Here is a 20496-nt window from a genome sequence, read left to right on the forward strand (position 1 = left end):
GATACCCCGCCGATCATGCCCTGTGACCCGGGCCGCCGTCAGCCCGCGGGCGGAAGTCGGTTCAGGCGAAGGCCTGCCAGCCGAGCACGACCGCCAGCCCGAGGCCGGCGACGCCGATCCCGAGGCGCAAGGGCGTGGCCGGCAGGTGGCGCACGAGGGTCGAGCCCAGCCACGAACCGGCGAGGGAACCGAGGCAGACGGCGAGCGCGGCGGGCCAGACGACCTTGCCGGTGACGGCGAAGACGATCGCGGCGAGCAGGTTCGCCGAGCCGGTGACCAGGTTCTTCGCCGCGTTCGTCCGGGCGAGCGGCTGCGTCCAGACCGACACCAGCAACGCGAGCATGAGCACACCCGCGGCGGCGCCGAAGTAGCCGCCGTAGACCCCGATGAAGAACGCGGCGACGCCGGTCGCCGGGCTCAGGCCGTGGTGCTCGGCGCCTTCGGCCAGCCGGCGCAGCCGCGGACCGGCCATCAGCACCAGGGACGCCCCGCCGATCAGCCACGGCACGATCACCGTGAACGCGCCGGCCGGGGTCAGCAGGAGCACGGTCCCGCCGCACGCGCCGCCGACGGTGGTGATGAGGCAGAGCGGGACGAGCCGCGGCCGCTGCCCGGCCAGCTCGGGCCGCGCCCCGGCGGCGGCGCCCGCGGTGGTGCCGAGCATGGCGACGGTGTTGGTGACGTTCGCGGTCACCGGCGGCAGCCCGGCGGCGAGCAGCGCCGGGTAGGAGACGAGCGAGGCCAGCCCGGCGATGGCGCCGGTCAGGCCCGCGCCGACACCGGCGAGCACGAGCAGGAGGAGAACGCCGGGGTCCGTGATCACGTTGTCATCTCAACACGGCGGGGCCGCCGGACCGCGGTGAGCTTGGTCCCACCGGATGGGCCCGACGTCCAGACTGGTCGGAGCATGCTGCCTCGTGGCGTTCGGCCAGGTGAACGGCGAACGAGCGCGCCCCAGGTCGCCGGTATAGGCCGTTATACGAATTAGCCAGGCGTTGTCCGAAACCGGACGGGATCGGCCGCCGGGCTTGCCCGGCCGCCGCCCGCCGTCCCAGAATCGCCGCGATGACAAGGTTGTCAACGAGCGGAGGCCGGGTATGGGCGAGCTGAACCGGCGGCGGGCGATCGGCCTGCTGGGTGCGGGCGGGGCGGCGGCCGTGCTGGCCGCGGGTCTGCTGCCGGGCACCGCGGGAGCCGCCGTCGCGGCGTCGAGCGTGCCGGGCGGGCCGCCCGATCCGGTCGCCGCGACCTACCTGCGCGTGCTGCTGCGGCACACGCGCTGGGCCGAGCAGCAGTTCGACCCGGTCGCCGGGATCTACCCCGCGCGCGACTTCACCTTCGCCGTGGTGCTCGGCAACGCCGTCCTGCTCACCCGCGACGGCTACGACGCCGCGATCGCCGGTGTCGACCGCGACACCCTGCGCGCCCACACGCTCGCCACGATCCGGCACTTCGCCGCGTCGAACCTGCTCACCGGCGGCACCGAGTGGGGCCGGAAGCTGTTCTTCGACACCACTTTCCAGTCGTACTTCCTGCTCGCCGCCCGGCTGCTGTGGGCCGACCTCGACGACGTCACCCGGCAGAACGTCGAGCGCATCACCACCGGACAGGCCGCCTACACCACCGCGCTCGGCACCGGCGACGACCCCACGTCGGGCAGCTGGACGCCCAACGGCCTCGAGGGCGGCTTCCAAGGTGACACCAAGCTCGAGGAGATGGGCGTCTACGCCCAGTCGCTGGCCCCCGCGCTCGCGTGGGCGCCGGGCGACCCGCGGGCGCGGGCGTGGCGGGACGCCTTCGGCGCGTGGAGCCGCAACGAGGCCGGGCTGCCGGCCGCCGACCTGGCCAACCCGCGGCTCGTCGACGGCCGCCCGGTCAGCGCGAACACCGCGACGAACCTCTACGACACCTTCCTCGTCGAGAACCACGGTTCGTTCGGCCCGCACTACCAGGAAGAGCTCTGGCGCACGTCCGGCCGCAACTCGATGCACTTCCTCGGCGCGGGCACGCCGCTGCCCGAGGTGCTCACCGCGCAGCCCAACGGCGAACTGCTCTGGCGCACCATGCTGCTGATGACCAGCGACGCCGGCGAGCCGCTGATGCCGATGGTCGCCGACCGCGAGCACCTCTACGGCCGGGACGTCATCCCGCTCGCCTTCCGCGCGCAGGTGCTCGGCGACCGCTGTGCCGCCTATGCCGAAGCCCAGCTCGCCGCGCGGCTCGAGCCGTACCAGGCGTACGCGCCCGCCGACCGGATCACGAAGTTCTCCGGCGAACCCAAGTACGAGCCGGAAGCCCGCGCGGAGCTCGCCATCAGCTACCTCCTCCACGAATGGCGCGCCAAGCAAGGCGCAGTCAACGCCGTGACCAAGCAGGAGTTCGACACGCACGCCGCCGGCGTCGCCGACTTCGGGGCCGGGCCCGGTCTGCTCGCCCACCGCTCCCCCGCCGCCTGGGCGGGCACCGTCACCAAGCCCGGGTTCGTGAAGTTCGCCTGGCAGCCGCACCACGACGACTGGCTCTTCGTCCTCGGCGGCGCGAACCCGATGCTCCTCCCGGCCACGAACATCGCCGTCAGGGAACGCCACGCCACCGCCTACGCGAGGGTCCGCGACGGCTTCGACGGCACCGTCGGCGTCCTCCGCTTCGACACCGGGTACGCCGCCTTCGCCACCCTTCCCACCGGCGCCGCCGTGTACGCCAGCACCGGCGTCGCCGAGGGCGAAGGCGTCCTGAACGTCTACAACCTCGCCATGCCGGGCGTCCCGGGCCTCGACGGCGACCGCACCTACACCGCCGCCGAAGGCACGGTGACGATCGAGGCGCAGGCCGCGAGCACCGGCGCCCGCACCGACGAGCTGACGTTCGCCCCGGTCACCGCCCGGCACGTCCGCATGCTCGGCGTCCAGCCGGATCCGCAGTACGGCTATTCGCTCTGGGCCTTCGAGGTCCGCGACGGCGACGGCCCGGACCTCGCGCGGACCGGAACCGCGACGGCGTCCTCGGCGAGCGCGGGCAAGGAGGCGAAGTACGCCAACGACGGCAACGCCACCACCCGCTGGGCAGTGTCCACAGCGGACCGGCCGCGCGCGGACAGCTGGCTCGCCGTCGACCTCGGCGCGCCGCGGACCGTCGACCGCGTCCGGCTGAGCTGGGAAGCGGCCGCCGGGCGCAAGTACCGGATCGAGACGTCGCCGGACGGCGTGACCTGGACTCCCGTCGCCACCTACCCGGTGCCCGCGCTCAGCAGCACGAAAGGCCGGCTGGACATCGACGGCCGGGCCGGGATCACCGTCGCCGGCCCGAACCCGCTCACCGTCACCGGCGACCGCGTCACGCTCTCCGACGGCCCGCCCGCGCCGTTCGTCGCCGAGCTGCACCCCGGTCCGGCGCCGGCGAGCGGCCGGGTCACGACCGGCGCCGCCGCGGTCGAAGCCACCGTCACCGACGGCTTCCTCGTGCTGCTCAACCTCTCCGGCACCGCGGCGAGCGGCACGGCGACCCTCCCGGCGGACCAGGGCACGTACCGGCTGTACCGCGGTGAGCAGACCGTCACCCGGACCGGCACGGAGTTCTCCTACACGCTCGCCGCGGCGGAAGGCCGCATCGAGCCCGCGCGGTTCACCTTGACGGGCCCGGCCGGGGTGAAAGCGGTCGTGCGCGACGCAAGCCGGGTCGAGCTCACCGCGCCGGCCGGGTTGCTGCCCGTGCTCGTCACGGTGACCCCGGACGGCGGTCGTGCACGGCCGGTGCTGCTGCCGCCGCGCCGGACCGTGCCGGTCGAGTTCCGTGAAATCCGCCCGTATCCGCTGGCCGACCTCGCACTGGGCAAGACCACCTTCCCCGCCGAGCCCCTGCCGCCGGGCATGTCCAGCCCCGCCGCGGCCGTCGACGACAACCCGGCGACGGCGTGGCGGCCGGGGCCGGACGGCCGGCTGGTCGTCGATCTCGGGGCGGTGACGGCGGTTTCCGCGGTCGAGCTGGCCTGGACCCGCGGCCGCGTGCCCGCCACGACCGTCGAAACCAGCGTCGACGGCGTCACCTACGCGACCGCGCGCACCGGTCCGGCCCGGTACGTGGCGGTCCGGACGCGCTGGCGGACCGGCGATGCGGGCCTTTCGCGGATTTCCGTCCGGACTTGATCGATCTCGCACCGCTCGCGGCGGGCCCGGGGGCGAGTACCTTGGCACCACAGGACCGGGCTCCCCGGGAGGACGGATGCGCGTCACGATCGCCGAGGTCGCCCGCCGCGCGCGGGTGAGCAAGACGACCGTGTCGAGGGTGCTCAACAACAAGGCCGACGTCGACGCCGCGACCGCGATCCGGGTGCGCGAGGTGATCGCCGCGACCGGGTACATCCCCAGCGCCGGCGCGGTCGGGCTGGCCCGCGGCGTGACGCGCACGGTCGGGATGCTGGTACCGGGGCTGACCTGGCCGTGGATGGGCGAGGTGCTGCAGGGCGTCGCCGACGTCGTGGAGGCGAAGGGCTACGGCCTGCTGCTCAGCACCGCCAACCGCGGCGCCGACTCCCTGGACGAGTTCTCCCGGCAGGTGTCGGCGAAGGCGTTCGACGGGCTGCTGCTGGTCGAACCGCCGGACGCGGTGCGGCACCTGCGCGTGCTGCACGACTCCGGGCTGCCGGTGGTGGTGATCGACGACCGCGGCCGCCGTCCGGCGTTCCCGTCGGTGGGCACGGACAACCGGCAGGGCGGCGCGGCCGCGGCCCGGCACCTCCTCGCCACCGGCCGCACCCGGCTCGCCACCGTCACCGGGCCCCACGACTTCGGCTGCACGAGCGACCGGCTCAACGGGTTCAACGAGGCCGTGCGCGACGCCGGCCTGACGCTCGACCCGCGGCTGATCATCGAAGGCGACTTCACGAGCGAAAGCGGCGAGGCCGCGATCCTCCAGCTCCTCGAGACCGGTCCGGAGTTCGACGCGGTGTTCGCGCACAACGACCTCACGGCGGCCGGGGTGCTGGCCGGGCTCCGGAAGGCCGGGCGTGCCGTGCCGGGGGACGTCGCCGTCGTCGGGTTCGACGACATCCCCCTGGCCGCGCACACCCAGCCGGCCTTGACGACGATCCGCCAGCCCCTGCGGGAGATGGGCGAGACGGCGGCCCGCCAGCTGCTCGCCCAGCTGGGTGGGGCACCCCGGCCGGACGAGCCGCTGATCGTGCCGACGTCCCTGGTGATCCGCGAATCGACTCAGGAGACGGTCAACGCCGCCGAGAGCGGGACGTTGCGCGAAGAATCCCCGAGGTAGACGCGGTACTGGCCCGCGTTCGCCGACCACGACCCGGTCCAGTGGGCGAGGTCCCGCGGCGTGAGCGGGAACGACACCTGCCGGCTCTGCCCGGGGCCGAGCTGCACCTTCTCGAATCCCTTCAGTTGTTTGGGCGGCTCGCCGTTGCCGGCGGGCTGGCCGACGTAGAGCTGGACGACGTCCGCGCCCGCGCGCGTACCGGTGTTGGTCACCGTCGCCGTGACGGTGGCGGTGCCGCCCGTGCCCTGCGGCGTGACGACCAGGTTCGAGAACCCGAACGTCGTGTACGACAGGCCGAAGCCGAACGGGAACAGCGGCTCGAGGTTCCGGCTGTCGTACCAGCGGTACCCGACGTTCAGGCCCTCCGAGTACTCGATCCGGTCGTTCGCGCCCGGGAACTGCTGGACGTTCGCCGTGGGCAGGTCCGCGAGCTGCTTCGGGAAGCTGACCGGCAGCTTGCCCGAGGGGTTGACGTCGCCGTAGAGCAGCGACGCGAGCGCGTTGCCGTTCTCCTGCCCCGGGTACCAGCCTTCGATCACCGCCGCGACCTTGCCGAGCCACGGCATGGTCACCGCCGACCCGGTGTTGAGCACGACGACCGTGCGCGGGTTGGCCGACGCGACCGCGTCGATCAGCTCGTTCTGCTGGAACCGCAGGTCGATCGTGTCGAGGTCCTCGGTCTCGGACTCGCCGTAGCTGGCGAACACGATGGCGACGTCCGCGGTGCGAGCCTGCGCCACGGCCGCCGGGATGTCGGGCGTCTGCACGTGCTCGCCCGCGCCGTCCACATAGGACACCGTGACGCCGGCGCCCGCCCTGGCCTTGATGCCGTTGACCGGGTTCACCGACGCCGGGGACGGGTTGACCTTGGCGCTGCCGCCGCCGATGTTCTGCGGGTCGATCCCGTCGCCGCCGGAGAGCGCGATCGACTTCACCGCCGCGGTGAGCGGCAGGACGCCGGTGTTCTTCAGCAGCACCGACCCGGCCGCGGCGACGTCCCGGGCGGTCGCCACGTTCGCCGCGTTGGTCACGACCGACTGGGGCGTACCCCGCCGAGCCCGGTCGAAGACGCCGAACCGGAACATCTGGGTCAGCACGCGCCGGACCATGTCGTCGACGCGGGCCTGGGTGACCTCGCCGCGTGCGACGGCGTCGAGCAGGCCCTGGCCGAAGAACGCGCCGCCGGGCATCTCCATGTCGAGCCCGCCGTTGGCCAGCTGCCGGGCGCCGCCGGTGGCCGAACCCCAGTCGGAGCCGACGAAGCCGCCCCACCCGGCGTCCTGCTTGATCGCCGTGGTGAGCACACCGGCGTTCTGGCACGCGGGGACGCCGTTGATCCGGTTGTACGCGCACATCATCGACGCGACCTGGCCCTGGCTCGCCACCTGCTGGAACGCCGGCAGGTACAGCTCGTGCAGCGTCCGGTCGTCGATGACGACGTTGTCCGACGGTGTGCCGCGCGACGCCCCGGCCTCGACGTTGTAGGCGGCCGCGTGCTTCGCCTGTGCCATCACGCCCTGGCTCTGGATGCCCTGGATCGTCGAGGTCCCGGCCGCCCCGGCGAGGTACGGGTCCTCGCTGTAGGTCTCGAAGTTCCGGCCCCAGCGCGGGTCGCGGACCAGGTTGATCGTCGGGCCGAGGGCGATGTCGACGCCCTTGCCCGCGAACTCGGCGCCCATCGCCGTGCCGTACCGGTTCAGCAGCGCGGTGTCCCAGGTCGCGGCGGCCGTCACCGGCGCCGGGAACTGGGTGACGCCGTCGAGGCCGTCGCCGACCCCGGCCGGGCCGTCCTGCAGGCCGAGCGCCGGGATGCACAGCTCGGGCACGGCGTCGGTGTTGCCGATGTACGGCCCGGTCGCGCCGTTGCCGTGCAGCACCTTCACCTTCTGCTGCGGGCTCATCGCGGCCATCAGCTGGTTCACGCGGTCGGCGACCGGCGCGGTGGACCCCACCCACGGACACCCGGTCGTCGGGGGTGCGCTGTCGCTGGTGTGGACGGCGAACTCCCACAGCGAGACGCCCCACTGGGTCGCCCGGGCGGTCGCGTTCACCCGGACGTACCGTGCCGTACCGGAGACCGCGGGGTGTTCGGTGCCGCCCGCGCCGGTCACGGTCGCCGCCGTCGCCCACGACGTCCCGTCGGTGGACAGCTGGACCGTGTACGCGCTCGCGTACGCGGCTTCCCAGGTCAGGTCGACGCCGCAGACCGGGCGCGCGCTGCCGAGGTCGACCTGGATCCACTGCGGGTCGGCGGCCAGGCTCGACCACCGCGTGCCGCCGTCGCCGTCGAACGCCGCAGACGCCGGGAAGGCGCCGGACTGGACGCTGGAGGCCGTCGCCGGTTGCCGCAGCGCCGCGTTCGCGCTGCCGCACGCCTGCGCGGTCCCGTCGCCGAAGACCTGGAACTCCCACAGCGACACGCCCCACTGGGTCGCCCGCTGGGTCGTCGTCAGACGGACGTACCGGCCCCTACCGGACACCGGCAGCGCCTGGGTGCCGCCGGTGCCGGTCGTGGTCGAGTACACGGTGGACCACTGGGTCCCGTCGGCCGAGGCCTGGATCGTGAACGCCTTGGCGTACGCCGCCTCCCACTGGAGCACGACCTGGTCGAGGGTGTGCGCCGAGCCGAGGTCGACCTGCAGCGTCTGCGGATCGGCGGCGAGGCTGGACCAGCGGGTCCCGGGATCGCCGTCGACCGCCGCGCTCGCGGGGAAGGCGGCGTTCTCGGTGGAGGACGCGGTCACGGCGTGCCCCTCGGAGAGCAGCGCCGGAGCCGCCTGGGCGGTGAACAGCGGGGCGGTGAGGAGACCGGCGGCGACGGACGCGCCCGCGATGAGCGCGAGCCGCCGCCGGAACCCGGTCCTCACTGGTAGACCCGCACGTAGTCGATCACCATGTCCTGCGGGAGCACGGTCCCGGCCCCCGGCGGGCCGGGGAAGTCGCCGCCGATGGCGTTGTTGAGGATCAGGAAGAACGGGTGGTCGTACACCCACGGCCCGCGCGTGCTCTCCACGGTGTCGCGGTTGATCGTCTGGAACGCGTTACCGTCGACGGAGAAGGTCATGTGCGTGGCGTCCCAGTCGAGGCCGAAGCGGTGGAAGCCCGCGGAGACGTCCTGGCCGAAGTCGTACGGCGCGCCGATGCCGCCGGCGCCGTTGTAGGCCGGGGCGTGGATCGTCGAGTAGGCGAGGTTCGGCGACTTCCCGACGTGCTCCATGATGTCGATCTCGCCGCAGTTCGGCCACGGCGTGCCGCTGAAGAAGTTGGCGCCCAGCAGCCAGAACGCGGGCCAGAGCCCCTGCGTGCCGGACACCTTGATGTTCGCCTCGACGTGCCCGTAGGTGAAGCTGAACTTGCCCGCGGTGTTGATCCGGCCCGAGGTGTACTGGCAGGTCCCGCTGCCGCTGATCGGGTCGATCGGGCAGGCACTTCCCGGGGTGACCTCCCGGCGGACCTGGATGACGAGGTTGCCGCGGCCGTCCTGCTTGGCGTTGTTGTTGTTCGTGTAGTACTCGAGCTCGTTGTTGACGCCGGGGCCGGTCTCGGCCGTCCACTTGCTCGCGTCCGGGTTCGCCCCGGCGGCGCCGTTGAACTCGTCGCTCCAGACCAGCGTGCCCGGGAAGTGCGGGGCCGGCGGTGCGGGCGGCGGCTGCGTCGGGTTGCCGCCGGTGCCGTAGACGTCGAAGCCCCACAGCGAGTAGCCGTAGCCGTTCGACCGGGCGGTGCCGTACATCCGGACGTACCGGCCGGAACCGTTCACGGTCAGCGTTTCCTTGAAGCCCTTGCCCGTGGTGGTCGAGTAGAGCGTCGTCCAGTTCGCGTTGTCGTTCGACACCTGGAGCTGGTAGGCGACCGCGTAGGCCGGGTCCCACTGCAGGACGACCTGGTGGACGGCCGCGGGCGCGCCGAGGTCGACGGTGATCCAGCCCGGGTCGACCCAGCCGGTGGTCGCGCTGGTCGCCCAGCGCGTGGCCGGGTCGTGGTCGAACGCCTTCGCCGGGAGGCAGCCGGGGCAGGCGCCGTCGTCCTGGGAGGAGGACGCCGTGCCGGGCTTGCCGTAGGACAGCAGGACGTCACCGGGCTGGGTCGTGCCGCCCCCGCCGAAGACCTGGAACTCCCACAGCGAGTAGCCGTACTGCGTGGCCCGCTGGGTGCCGGTGAGCCGGACGTACCGGCCGCTGCCGGTGACGGTCAGCGTCTGGTTGCCGCCGGTCGCGGTGGTGGTCGAGTAGAGGGACGTCCAGGTGGCGCCGTCGGCGGACGCCTGGATCGTGAACGCCTTGGCGTAGGCGGCTTCCCAGTTCAGCACGACCTGGGACAGCTGCTGGCTGGACCCGAGGTCGACCTGGAGGTACTGCGGGTCGCCGAAGCCGCTGGACCAGCGGGTGCCGGGATCGCCGTCGACGGCGGCCGACGCCGGGAAGGCCGCGGATTCGGTCGAGGACGCCGTCACCGGACGGCCTTGGGAGAGCAGGACGGGCGCGGCCTCGGCCACCGGCGCGGTGAACAGGGCGGCGAGGGTGAGGGCGAGGACGGCGAGAACCCGGGTCCTCGGCAGGCGGCGTTGCATGGGCACCTCCACGGCGAACCGGCGCCGGGGCGGCCTTGCCCCGGCGCGGATCGGCTCACGTGGTCCTCGGCGCGGGTGTGGGTCCCGCTCCGCGGCACGCTCTTAGTTCAGGATATAAATAAAGAGCCGTAAAATGTCAACGGCGCTGCGCCGGACGGTCGCGGACCACGCGGGAGACTGGTCCGGCCGAACGAATCCGCGCCGGAACCTTGACTCCGCCGAACCCGGCGCTGTTAACTGCGAACTCATCGACGGAACCGGTTCCGTGACCGCCACCGGGACAGTTCCGCCGCGACAAACCCCTTCGGGCTGACTGGTTCGCGCTCCTCGCACCACCCGGTACCGCTCCTCCGGCTCACGGCGCCGGGCGGGTGCTCCGGGGCGCGTACCCGCCGCACCACCCGACGCCGGCGCGAGCTGTGGGGCCCGCCCGGTCCGTTTCGCACGTCCTCCCCCGATCAGCAGGCAGGCCGATGAGATCAACGACGTTCTCCCCCGTACACCGCCTCCTCGTCATCGCCACCACCTTCGTCACCGCGGTCACCACCGCGGCGGTGGTCGGCTCCGCACCGGCCCAGGCGGCCGCGTGCGGGACCACCAACCTCGCCCAGGGCCACGCCGCGACGGCGTCGTCCACCGAGAACGGCGGCACCCCCGCGCCCGCCGCGGTCGACGGCAACACCGGGACCCGCTGGTCCAGCGCGTTCAGCGACCCGCAGTGGCTCCAGGTCGACCTGGGTTCCGCGCAGCAGCTCTGCGACGTGGTCCTCAGCTGGGAAGCCGCGTACGCGAAGGCGTTCAGCGTCCAGCTGTCCGCCGACGCGAACAGCTGGACCACGGCGTACTCGACCACCACCGGCGCCGGCGGCACGCAGACCGTGCCCCTCACCGGCACCGCGCGCTACCTGCGGGTCTACGGCACCCAGCGGGCGACCGGCTACGGCTACTCGCTCTGGGAAGTCGCCGTGCACGGCACCGGTGGCGGAACGACCATCCCGCCGACCGACCCACGCAACCCGGACCTCGGGCCGAACGTGTCGGTGTTCGACCCCTCGACCCCGGCCGCGACGATCCAGAGCCGGCTGACGCAGATCGCCGACCAGCAGCACACCAACCAGTTCGGCAACGAGCGCTACGCCGTGCTCTTCAAGCCGGGCAACTACAACGCCGACGTCAACCTCGGCTTCTACGAGCAGGTCGCCGGGCTCGGCCTCTCGCCCGACGACGTCAACCTCAACGGCCACGTCCGCGTCGAGGCGGACTGGCTGCAGCAGGGCGACAACCCGGCCAACAAGGGCAACGCGACGCAGAACTTCTGGCGGTCGGCCGAGAACCTCTCGGTGACGCTGCCGGCCGGCCAGGTCGAGCGCTGGGCGGTCGCGCAGGCCGCGCCCTACCGCCGGATGCACCTGCGGGGCAGCCAGATCCAGCTGTGGAACGGCGGCGACGGCTGGGCCAGCGGCGGCCTGATCGCCGACAGCAAGATCGACGGCGTCGCCGTTTCCGGTTCGCAGCAGCAGTTCCTGACCCGCAACAGCGAGCTGGGCGGGTGGCAGGGCGGCGTCTGGAACATGGTGTTCGTCGGCTCGACCGGCACCCCGCCGGCGTCGTTCCCGAACCCGCCGGAGACGGTCGTCGGCCAGACCCCGGTGATCCGGGAGAAGCCGTTCCTCTACGTCGACGGTTCCGGCAGCTACAACGTGTTCGTCCCGGGGCTGCGGCAGAACTCCTCGGGCACCAGCTGGGGCCACGGCGCCCCGGCCGGGCAGTCGATCTCGCTCAGCGAGTTCTACGTCGCGCACCCGTCCGACTCGGCGGCGACGCTCAACGCCGCGCTGGCCGCGGGCAAGAACCTGCTGGTCACGCCGGGTGTCTACCACCTCGACCAGGCGCTGAACGTCACGCGCCCGGACACCGTGGTGCTCGGCCTCGGTCTCGCGACGCTGACGCCGACGAACGGCAACGCCGCGATCACGACGTCCGATGTGGACGGGGTGAAGATCGCCGGGCTGCTGATCGACGCGGGTGCGGTCAACTCGCCGGTGCTGGTGCAGGTCGGCCAGCCGGGCTCGACCGCGAACCACGCGGCCGACCCGACGTCACTGCACGACGTGTTCTTCCGGATCGGCGGCGCGGCCGTCGGGAAGGCCACGCAGACCCTGGTGGTCAACTCCAGCAACGTCATCGGCGACCACATGTGGCTGTGGCGCGGAGACCACTCGTACGGCGTCGGCTGGAACGTCAACACCGCGGCCAACGGTCTCGTCGTCAACGGCGCGAACGTCACGATGTACGGCCTGTTCGTCGAGCACTACCAGCAGTACGAGGTGCTCTGGAACGGCAACGGCGGGCGGACGTACTTCTTCCAGAACGAGCTGCCGTACGACCCGCCGGACCAGGCGTCCTGGTCCAGCGGCGGCGGACGGCAGGGCTGGGCGGCGTACAAGGTGGCCGACTCGGTGACCAGCCACGAAGGCTGGGGACTGGGCAGCTACTGCTTCTTCAACACCAACCCGTCCATTGTGGCCAGTCACTCGTTCGAGGTGCCGAACAACGGCGGCGTCCGGTTCCACAACCTCGTCTCGGTGTCACTCGGCGGTGTGGGCACGATCGCCCACGTCATCAACGATTCGGGTGACGCCGCGAACACCGGGCACCAGGTGAGCCCGCTGGTCTCCTACCCGTAGCACGGCGGCGACGTACGCGTCCGGGCGGACCAGCCAGGCTTCGCCCGGACGCGCACCCAGCACCCCGCCCACCGGGATCTCCGCCGACCGCGCACCGTCCGCCCGCACGCCCGGCGTCGTCAGGAGCAGGAACCCCTGCCGCGCCAGGTCCCGCAACCGTCCACTCGGGACGGTGACGTCCGGGAGCAGCACTCCCGGTCCCGGCGGCGGGACCGTCCCACGCGGTGGCCGCCCGGCGAACGGCCGTAGCGGATCGGGCGTGGTCAACGGCGAATCGACGTACCAGAACGGTTCCGCCAGCCGCCCCGAATCGACCTGCTCGCAGGCGGCCGGGTCGTGCGCCGCGCGCGTCAGGACGTCCAGGCGGCGCCGGTGCTGCTCGTCGTCCTGGGGCACCAGGAAGTCCATCGTGGCCGTGGTGACGGCCGCGTTCTCCACCGCGGCCGCGTGCCGCTCCGTGTGGTAGCTCTCCAGCAGCTCCTCCCCCGCGTCGCCGCGCAGGACGGCGGCCAGCTTCCAGGCCGCGTTCTCCGCGTCGGCCACGCCGGAGTTGAGACCGCGCGCCCCGAACGGCGCGACGAGGTGCGCGCAGTCCCCGGCCAGCAGCACCCGGCCGACCCGCATCCGCGGCACCAGCCGCGTGTGGAAGCGGTACACCGACCGCCAGACCACCTCGTAGGGCGCCGGGCCGATGATCGCCCGGATCCGCGCCTCCATCGCCCCGCCCGACTCCTCGGCCGCGAGGTCGTAGTCCTCGGGCACCTGCCAATCGATGCGGAACTCCGAGCCCGGGCACGGGTGGATGAGCACCTGGCGGCCGGGGTTCCACGGCGGGTCGAAGTAGAACCGGCGCTCGGCGGCCCAGCCCGGCAGGTCGGCCCGGATGTCGCAGATCAGGAACAGGTCCCGGAACGACACGCCTTCGAGGTGCTGCCCGAGCGCCCGCCGCACGGTGTCGCCGCGCGCGCCCGCGCAGGCGATCGCGTAGTCGGCCTCGATCCGGCGCGTCCCCTCCGCCGTGGCGCACTCGACGACCACCCGGCCGGGCTGGGTCAGGCCGGTGACGCGGTGGCCGCGGCGGACGTCGATCAGCGGCTGCCGCTCGATGAGCTCGTCCAGGACCTCCTCGACGCGGGCCTGCGACAGGTTGACGAACGGCGGCAGCGCCGATCCGCCGTCGGGCAGCTTCAGGGCGAACAGCTCGGTGGCGCGGTGGAACGTCCGCGCGGTCGTCCAGGTGAGGCCTTCCTCGGCCAGGCAGCCCGCGCCGAGCGACGCCCAGACGTCCAAAGTGTCCCGTTGCTGGCAGATGGCCTTGGACCCCACGGGATCGCGCACCTCGTGCTCGTCGACGAGCACGACCGGCACGCCCCAGCGCGCGAGCAGCAGCGCGGCCGTCTGGCCGACCGGGCCGCTGCCGAGGACGGCGACCCTCATCCCTGGAGCTGGTCCCAGACTTCGCGGTCGCGTTCGGCGGTCCACACCACCGGCCGTTCGATGCCGCCCAGCTCGTCCCACAGCCGGGAGACGTCGAAGGGCAGGCAGTGCTCGAAGATCGGCCAGTGGCCGTACTGGTCGTTCAGGGCCGCGTGGGTGCGTTCGAAGGCTTCCTTGAGCGTGCCGCCGGCGTCGCGGACCGCGCCGACCTCGCGGAGCATGGTGTTCAGGAAGTGCCGGGTCTGCGCGATGGCGGCGTCGACTTCGCCGCTCCCCCGGCTCACCCCGCCGCGGCCGCCGATCAGCACCTCGGCGCCGAACCCGGCAACCCGGTCCAAAGTGGACGAAGCCCAGTCGCGGTGGAACGCGTCGCCGGTGTACAGCGCGGCTTCGGCCTCGACGAGGTCGCCGGCGTAGAGGATCTTCCGGCGCGGCAGCCAGGCCACGATGTCGCCCTCGGTGTGGCCGCGCCCGCAGTACTGGAGGACCAGGTCGCCGCGGTCGCCGCCGAGGTCGATGGTGAGCCGGTCGGAGAAGGTGAGCGTCGGCCAGGTCAGGCCCGGCACCGATTCCGCGCCCTTCGCCAGCCGCGGCATCCGGCCGAACTCGCTCTCCCAGTCCTCCTTGCCGCGCTCGGCGACGAGGGCGCGGGTGTTCTCGTGGGCGACGATCACGTCCGCGTCGAACGCCGACGCGCCGAGCACGCGGACCGCGTGGTAGTGGCTCAGCACCAGGTAGCGCACGGGTTTGTCGGTGTGCTCCCGCAGTTTCGCGAGCCACTCTGCGGCCGCGACCGGCGTGGCCAGCGCTTCGAAGCAGACGAGGAAGTCCTCGCCTTCGATCGCGCCGATGTTCGGGTCGCCCTCGGCGGTCAGCGCGTAGACGCCGTCGTCCAGGACTTCGAGGGTTTGCGCTTTCTCCGCCAGGTCGGCCGAAGAGGCGAAGGCTTTCTTCGTCACGGCGAGCGCTCCTTTGGTCGTCAAAGGTTTGACTATCCGCGGCCAGGCTAACCCGCCGGATCCCCGCGGGGAACCCCCGATCGCCTAACCTGACCCGCATGACCGACCGACCGGCCGACCTGGACTACCTCTCGTTCGTCGACTTCGCGGTCGGCAGGACGCAGGCCGAGCTGCCCGCGACCGACCCGGTGGCGATGCGCCTCGGCCTGACCCTGCACCGGCTGGCCGGCGCGCTGGTGTACGACTGGGAATCGACGGTGCACCGGCCGCGCGGCCTGAGCTGGGGCGGGTTCCGGGTGCTGTTCGTGCTCTGGCTGGCCGGCCCGCTCGAGTCCCGCCACGTGGCCCGGCTGGCCGGGATGAGCCGCGCGGCGGTGTCGGCGCTGGTCAAGACCCTGGAGCGGGACGGCCTGGCGACGCGCACCCAGGTCCCCCGCGACCGCCGCGCGGTCGAGCTGGCATTGACGGAGGCGGGCCACACGGCGGTGACGGACGCCTACCAGGCGCACAACACCCGCGAGCAGGCCTGGGCGGCGTCACTGACCCCCGCCGAACAGACGGTCCTGATCGGACTGCTGGAGAAGCTGACCACGAGCCCCGCCGCCGCGGCGGCACAGCGCTTGTCCTGACCCTCCGGGCACGCGAACCGACGGTTCTGGCCCGCCGGGGTCAGCTGGCGATGCCCGGCAGGGTGAGCGTGTGCCCGGTCAGCTCCGCCTTCGCGCGGAGGTACCGGACGTTGCTGTCGGTCGCGAAGACCCCCGTCGCGACCTGGTCGCGCACCGCGATGCCGGCCGCCCGCAGCTGCGCCGCCTTGTCCGGGTTGTTCGACAGCAGATCGACCCGGTCCACCCCGAGAGCACCGAGCATCTGCGCGGCGACGGTGTAGTCGCGCGCGTCCTCGGGCAGGCCGAGCGCGGCGTTCGCGGCGTAGGTGTCGAGGCCGCCGTCCTGCAGGGCGTACGCGTCGAGCTTGTTGTACAGCCCGATCCCCCGGCCCTCCTGGCGCAGGTAGAGGAGGTACCCGCCGACCTCGGAGATCCGCGCGACGGCCTCGGCCAGCTGCGGGCCGCAGTCACAGCGCGCCGACCCGAAGACGTCCCCGGTGAGGCACTCCGAGTGCGGCCGCACCAGCGGCACCTCGCCGGGCGTCCCCAGGACGAGGGCGAGGTGCTCCCCGTCATCGGCCAGCCCGCGGAAGGTGACGGCTTCGGCCTCGACCGCGACGCCGCCGTCGAGCCGCAGCGGGATCCGCACCCGCGTCCGCACCTCAGCCGTCATGCTCACTCCACTCGGGTCACCCACAAGATCGACCCTACCGGAAGTTCAAATTCGAACGTGGCGAGCTCGGGCCGGACACACTGGACCGAACACGAGCCGGCCACCCGATGTTCCCCGTCCTCCGACTGCCTCCGCGTGGCGGCGCCCACAGGCCCCAGCGGATCCGAGCCTCCTGTCGGACCGGACACGATGATGGCTCGGTGCCCGCAGTTCGACGACCGCGTGACCTACGACGCCATCGGATGGCGCCCCGACGTGGCGGGCGGGCCGTATCCTCGGGGCCATGATCCCCGGTGCCACCGCCGCTTCGTTCCTGCTCGTCGTCGTGCTGGGGGCGATGTCGCCCGGGCCGGACTTCGTCGTGGTCACGCGGTCGTCGCTCACCGGGGGGAAGCGGGCCGGGATCGCCGCGGGCGCGGGGATCGCTCTCGGGGTGTTCGCCTGGGTCGTCGCGATCGCCCTCGGGGTTGCCGCCGTGCTCACCGCGTCGGCGGTCGCGTTCACCGTCGTCAAGCTGGTCGGCGCCGCCTACCTGGTGTTCCTCGGGGTCAAGGCCTGGCTGGCCGTGCGCCGCGGGGAGTACCGGGACCTCGGCGAGGCTCGCGACGCCAAACCGATCGACGCCTGGGCCGCCTTCCGCCAGGGCCTGTTCACCAACCTGCTCAACCCGAAGGTCGCGGTGTACTTCCTGGCGCTGCTCCCCCAGTTCCTCCCCGCGGACGGCTCCACCCTCCAGACGCTCGAACTGGCCGCGATCGCCACCGCCGGCACGGTGCTGTGGTTCGTCACCCTCGCCGTCGTGGTCGGCGCGCTGCGGCGGTTCTTCGGCTCCGGCCGCGTCCGCCGGGGCCTCGACGCCGTGCTCGGCAGCGTGCTCGTCGCGCTGGGGGTGAAGGTCGCCACCGACGCGGCCTGAGGGCCCGGCTAAGCGGGCCCGAAGCCGAGCTTCTCCGACGCCAGCCGCGTGCCTTCGACCCGCGCCTTGATCTTGGCGAAGGCGATCTCGCGCGACGTCGACGTGTCGTCGGCGAACGGCGAGAACCCGCAGTCGTCGCAGGTGCCGAGCCGCTCGGCGGGCAGGAACCGCGCCGCGGCCAGCACCCGGTCGCGGACCTCCTCCGGCGTCTCCACCCGCGGGTCGATCGGGTCGATCACGCCGACGAAGATCCGCTGGTCCGCCTTGAGGTGCTCGGCGATCACGGCGAGCGCGCGGTCCGGGTCGGCCTCACTGGCCAGCTGGACGTAGAAGTTCCCCGCCTTCAGGTCGAACAACGCGGGGAGCAGGCCCGCGTAGTCGACGTCGAGGCTGTGCGCCGAGTCCTGGTCGCCGCCCGGGCAGGTGTGGACGCCGATCTTCGCGCGCTCCGCCTCCGTGAACCGGTCGAGCACGGCGTTGTTGAGGTCGACGAACTGCCGCAGCAGCCCGCCGGACGGGTCGAGCTTCAGCGACAGCCGTCCCTCCGTGAAGTCGATCTGCACGCTGTCCGCGCCCGCGTCGAGGCTGCGCCGGATGTCCGCCTCGGCCGCGTCCACCAGATCGGCGACGAACTGTTCCTGCGGGTACCCGTCGATGCCGTCGCCCGGGTAGATCAGCGACAGGGCCGAAGCGGCGATCACCGCCTGCTTGACCGGACGGCCGGTGAGCGCCTTGGCCCGGGTCAGGTACGAGTCCGCGTGGGTCGCGTAGCGGAACGGCCCCGCGGTCAGCCGCGGCAGCTGCCGGGTGTGCCCGTCGGCGAACGGGATGACGACACCGTCCGGCGCCAGCGCGTCCAGCCCGGCCAGCGGGTACGTCGCGAAGCTGGGCTTGCCCTGCTCGCCGTCGGTCAGCACGGGTGAGCCGGTCTCCTCGAGCCGGCTGATCGTGTCGGCCAGCGCGCGGCCCTCCAGCTCGGCGAGCGCGACGGCGTCGATCCGGCCGGCGGCGAAGTCGCCGAGGCCTTCGACGAGGTAGGCCGGGCGCGGGATGCTGCCGATCGGTTCGGTGGGCAGGGTCATCGAGTCCTCCAGCTGCGGGAAGGGCTTGACCGGCCGCACCCGGGCACGAAAGCAGATGCGGCCCCCCCACGGGCGTCCCCCACCGTCGTCCGGGCCACGACGGGCCGCGTTCAAGGGGAACCTAACGCGACGGGAACCGGTCACGGAGCGAAGATCACCCGGTCGGCGCAGCGGAAAGCACGAAACAAGAAGGCATTCGGCGGTTCGCCGGGAGGACGATGGGGTATCTGCTCTCCGATACGGCGGGTTCGGCGCCGAAGGAGTGTCCGATGCTCAGTCACCACGATCGCACCGAGCTCGAGAAGATCGAGCGCAGCCTCGAACTCAGCGACCCCGACCTGGCCGCCGCCCTCCGCGAGGGGCGGCGCCCGAAGTCGCGCGCCTTCCGCAGCGCCTTGCTGATCATCGTCGACGTCATCGCCGTCACCCTGCTGGTCGCCGGGCTGATCCTGCCCGACCCCGGCGTCACGCTCTGCGGGATCCTCGCCCTCACCGGCACCGTCTGGACGCACGTGGCGCGGCACCGGATCTGAGGCAGACTGGGGCCGTGAAGTGGGTCCTGCACGTCGATCTCGACCAGTTCATCGCCGCGGTCGAGATCGCCCGCCACCCCGAGCTGCGGGGCAAGCCCGTCGTGGTCGGGGGCAACGGCGACCCCCGCGAACGCGCCGTCGTCGCGACCGCGTCCTACGAGGCCCGCGAGTTCGGCATCCAGTCCGGCATGCCGCTGCGGACCGCGGCCAAGCGCTGCCCGGACGCCGTCTTCCTGCCGAGCGACCCGCCCGCCTACCTCGAGGTGTCGGAGCACGTCATGGCGACGCTGCGCGAGTTCCCGATCGTCCTGCAGGTGCTCGGCTGGGACGAGGCGTTCGCCGGGGCCGACACCGGCGACCCGGAGCAGCTGGCGGCGGACCTGCGTGCGGCGGTCGCCCGCGAGACCGGGCTGTCGTGCGCGGTCGGGATCGGGGACAACAAGCTGCGGGCCAAGCTCGCCACCGGTTTCGGGAAGCCGGGCGGGATCTTCCGGCTGACGCAGGAGAACTGGTGGGACGTCATGGCCGCGCGCCCGACCGACGCCCTGTGGGGCATCGGCGGCAAGACGGCGAAGAAGCTCGCCGAGCTGGGTATCCACACGGTTCTCGACCTGGCCGGCGCGGACGCCGACGAGCTCGCCGCGCGGTTCGGCCCGAAGACGGGCCCGTGGCTGCGGCTCCTCGGCGGCGGCATCGGCGACGCCGACGTCAGCGCCACGCCGTACGTGGCCCGGTCCCGCAGCCGCGAGACGACGTTCCAGCACGACCTCACGGACCCGGCGGAGATGGCCGCGGAGGTATCGGCGCTGGCTAAGCGCGTCACGCAGGACGTCCTCGACGAGGGCCGGCCGGCCGCGCGGGTGGCGGTCAAGGTGCGGTTCGTCCCGTTCATGACCCACACGCACAGCATCACCCTCCCGGAGCCGACGTCGGACGGCGAGGAGATCGACCGCGCGGCCCGGGAGGTGCTCGGCATGTTCGAGCTGACCCGGGCGGTGCGCCTGCTGGGGGTGCGCGCGGAGTTCCTGCGCGAGGACTAGAGCCCCTCCGGCAGCGGCAACGGCCGGTCCGGGTCCAGTTCCACCCCGGCCGCCCGGAGGGTGTGGTCCAGCATCGCCCAGATCGTGCCGGTCAGCTGGTCCGTCAGCTGGGCCAGGCTGAGCGTGCCCGGGTGGTCGAGCCACCGGGTTGTCGCCGATTCGACGTAGCCGACCAGGCCGAACGCGATCGTGTCCGCCGGCGCCGGGTCGAGGCCGAACGCCGTCAGGTAGCCGGTGAACAGGCGGCTGAGGTGCCGGGCGATCGCGCCGCGGACGTCCGTGCGCCCTTCCGGGGTGCTCGTCAGGGTGCGGACGAGGTAGCGGTGCAGCTGGGCGTGCTCGGTCAGCCAGCGCAGGTGCGTCGAGATCGCCGCCGCGATCATCTCCCGTGGCGAACCCGACGGGTGCCAGAGCGGCTCCAGCTCCGCCGTCACCAGTTCCGCCGCCCGCTGGGCGATCGCCCGCTGGAGGTCGGCCGCGCCGTCGAAGTGCCGGTACAGCCGGGTGCGGGCGACGCCGGCGCGCTCGGCGATCTGCTCGGTCGAGACGTCCGGCCCGTGCTCGGCGATGGCCTCCAGGGCGGCGTCGACGAACTCCGCGCGCCGCCGCTCCTGCTGGCCCGCCCAGCGCGCCGCCCGCCCGTCGACCTTGGTCACGGCGAAAGCCTACTCAGGACCGCCGGGCGGGTGTACGCTCCCCAAAGTAACTAGTACATCGCGTACCCCC

General features: G+C 72.8%; 15 protein-coding genes. 7 read left to right on the forward strand and 8 right to left on the reverse strand.

The genetic code is table 11. From position 1 onward, the window contains the following. Positions 1–61 precede the first annotated feature (61 nt). Complete coding sequence (locus ACH54P_RS07300) at positions 62–823, reverse strand: sulfite exporter TauE/SafE family protein (RefSeq protein WP_489911566.1); 762 nt, start codon at positions 821–823, stop codon at positions 62–64. Between the two features lie 274 nt (positions 824–1097). Between ACH54P_RS07300 and ACH54P_RS07305 the strand changes: the two genes are divergently transcribed. Together ACH54P_RS07305 and ACH54P_RS07310 are read left to right on the forward strand one after the other, a co-directional pair. Further along, positions 1098–4142, forward strand: coding sequence for a discoidin domain-containing protein (locus ACH54P_RS07305; RefSeq protein ID WP_489911567.1), 3045 nt, complete (start codon positions 1098–1100; stop codon positions 4140–4142). 76 nt (positions 4143–4218) lie between these two features. Beyond that, positions 4219–5265 (forward strand): LacI family DNA-binding transcriptional regulator, encoded by a 1047-nt coding sequence (locus ACH54P_RS07310; protein WP_489911569.1) that lies wholly within the window; start codon positions 4219–4221, stop codon positions 5263–5265. Here ACH54P_RS07310 and ACH54P_RS07315 read toward each other — a convergent pair. Further along, a complete protein-coding gene (locus ACH54P_RS07315; protein ID WP_489911570.1) occupies positions 5208–8132 on the reverse strand; it encodes a glycoside hydrolase family 3 C-terminal domain-containing protein in 2925 nt (974 codons plus the stop codon). The genes ACH54P_RS07310 and ACH54P_RS07315 overlap by 58 nt on opposite strands. After that, positions 8129–9835 (reverse strand): discoidin domain-containing protein, encoded by a 1707-nt coding sequence (locus ACH54P_RS07320; protein WP_489911572.1) that lies wholly within the window; start codon positions 9833–9835, stop codon positions 8129–8131. The genes ACH54P_RS07315 and ACH54P_RS07320 overlap by 4 nt, the downstream gene beginning before the upstream one ends. A 473-nt stretch (positions 9836–10308) precedes the next feature. Between ACH54P_RS07320 and ACH54P_RS07325 the strand changes: the two genes are divergently transcribed. Continuing rightward, positions 10309–12522, forward strand: coding sequence for a discoidin domain-containing protein (locus tag ACH54P_RS07325; RefSeq protein ID WP_489911573.1), 2214 nt, complete (start codon positions 10309–10311; stop codon positions 12520–12522). Here ACH54P_RS07325 and ACH54P_RS07330 read toward each other — a convergent pair. Further along, positions 12424–13959 (reverse strand): FAD-dependent monooxygenase, encoded by a 1536-nt coding sequence (locus ACH54P_RS07330; protein WP_489911574.1) that lies wholly within the window; start codon positions 13957–13959, stop codon positions 12424–12426. The genes ACH54P_RS07325 and ACH54P_RS07330 overlap by 99 nt on opposite strands. Further along, positions 13956–14918, reverse strand: coding sequence for an MBL fold metallo-hydrolase (locus tag ACH54P_RS07335; protein WP_489911575.1), 963 nt, complete (start codon positions 14916–14918; stop codon positions 13956–13958). Before ACH54P_RS07335 ends, ACH54P_RS07330 begins: the two co-directional genes overlap by 4 nt. A gap of 98 nt (positions 14919–15016) precedes the next feature. Here ACH54P_RS07335 and ACH54P_RS07340 point away from each other — a divergent pair, with 98 nt between their 5' ends. Then, the gene (locus ACH54P_RS07340) at positions 15017–15547 is read left to right on the forward strand and encodes a MarR family winged helix-turn-helix transcriptional regulator (RefSeq protein WP_489911577.1); all 531 of its coding nucleotides are present in this window, start codon (positions 15017–15019) and stop codon (positions 15545–15547) included. A 40-nt stretch (positions 15548–15587) separates the two neighbouring features. Here ACH54P_RS07340 and ACH54P_RS07345 read toward each other — a convergent pair whose 3' ends face one another. Continuing rightward, complete coding sequence (locus tag ACH54P_RS07345) at positions 15588–16199, reverse strand: GTP cyclohydrolase II (protein WP_489911578.1); 612 nt, start codon at positions 16197–16199, stop codon at positions 15588–15590. Between the two features lie 283 nt (positions 16200–16482). Here ACH54P_RS07345 and ACH54P_RS07350 point away from each other — a divergent pair, with 283 nt between their 5' ends. Further along, positions 16483–17115 (forward strand): LysE family translocator, encoded by a 633-nt coding sequence (locus tag ACH54P_RS07350; protein ID WP_489911579.1) that lies wholly within the window; start codon positions 16483–16485, stop codon positions 17113–17115. Positions 17116–17123: 8 nt separating this feature from the next. Here ACH54P_RS07350 and ACH54P_RS07355 read toward each other — a convergent pair whose 3' ends face one another. Continuing rightward, on the reverse strand, positions 17124–18197 hold the full coding sequence (locus ACH54P_RS07355; protein WP_489911580.1) for a cobalamin-independent methionine synthase II family protein: 1074 nt from the start codon (positions 18195–18197) through the stop codon (positions 17124–17126). Between the two features lie 269 nt (positions 18198–18466). Between ACH54P_RS07355 and ACH54P_RS07360 the strand changes: the two genes are divergently transcribed. Both ACH54P_RS07360 and ACH54P_RS07365 read left to right on the forward strand, forming a co-directional pair. Further along, on the forward strand, positions 18467–18730 hold the full coding sequence (locus ACH54P_RS07360) for a DUF3040 domain-containing protein (RefSeq protein WP_489911581.1): 264 nt from the start codon (positions 18467–18469) through the stop codon (positions 18728–18730). Between the two features lie 14 nt (positions 18731–18744). After that, positions 18745–19770 (forward strand): DNA polymerase IV, encoded by a 1026-nt coding sequence (locus tag ACH54P_RS07365; protein WP_489911582.1) that lies wholly within the window; start codon positions 18745–18747, stop codon positions 19768–19770. On the opposite strand, the gene ACH54P_RS07370 is transcribed toward ACH54P_RS07365, so the two are convergent. Then, entirely contained in the window at positions 19767–20426 is a 660-nt protein-coding gene (locus tag ACH54P_RS07370) for a TetR/AcrR family transcriptional regulator (RefSeq protein ID WP_489911583.1), read from the reverse strand. The genes ACH54P_RS07365 and ACH54P_RS07370 overlap by 4 nt on opposite strands. Between the last annotated feature and the right edge of the window lie 70 nt (positions 20427–20496).

The sequence above is a fragment of the Amycolatopsis sp. N2S4-7 genome, assembly GCF_058119595.1.

Excerpts from the sequence above, each read along its gene's own strand:
- ACH54P_RS07305 (WP_489911567.1), top strand. The coding sequence starts at position 1,098 with ATGGGCGAGCTGAACCGGCGGCGGGCGATCGGCCTGCTGGGTGCGGGC.
- ACH54P_RS07310 (WP_489911569.1), top strand. The coding sequence starts at position 4,219 with ATGCGCGTCACGATCGCCGAGGTCGCCCGCCGCGCGCGGGTGAGCAAG.
- ACH54P_RS07320 (WP_489911572.1), bottom strand. The coding sequence starts at position 9,835 with ATGCAACGCCGCCTGCCGAGGACCCGGGTTCTCGCCGTCCTCGCCCTC.
- ACH54P_RS07325 (WP_489911573.1), top strand. The coding sequence starts at position 10,309 with ATGAGATCAACGACGTTCTCCCCCGTACACCGCCTCCTCGTCATCGCC.
- ACH54P_RS07330 (WP_489911574.1), bottom strand. The coding sequence starts at position 13,959 with ATGAGGGTCGCCGTCCTCGGCAGCGGCCCGGTCGGCCAGACGGCCGCG.
- ACH54P_RS07340 (WP_489911577.1), top strand. The coding sequence starts at position 15,017 with ATGACCGACCGACCGGCCGACCTGGACTACCTCTCGTTCGTCGACTTC.
- ACH54P_RS07345 (WP_489911578.1), bottom strand. The coding sequence starts at position 16,199 with ATGACGGCTGAGGTGCGGACGCGGGTGCGGATCCCGCTGCGGCTCGAC.
- ACH54P_RS07350 (WP_489911579.1), top strand. The coding sequence starts at position 16,483 with ATGATCCCCGGTGCCACCGCCGCTTCGTTCCTGCTCGTCGTCGTGCTG.
- ACH54P_RS07355 (WP_489911580.1), bottom strand. The coding sequence starts at position 18,197 with ATGACCCTGCCCACCGAACCGATCGGCAGCATCCCGCGCCCGGCCTAC.
- ACH54P_RS07360 (WP_489911581.1), top strand. The coding sequence starts at position 18,467 with ATGCTCAGTCACCACGATCGCACCGAGCTCGAGAAGATCGAGCGCAGC.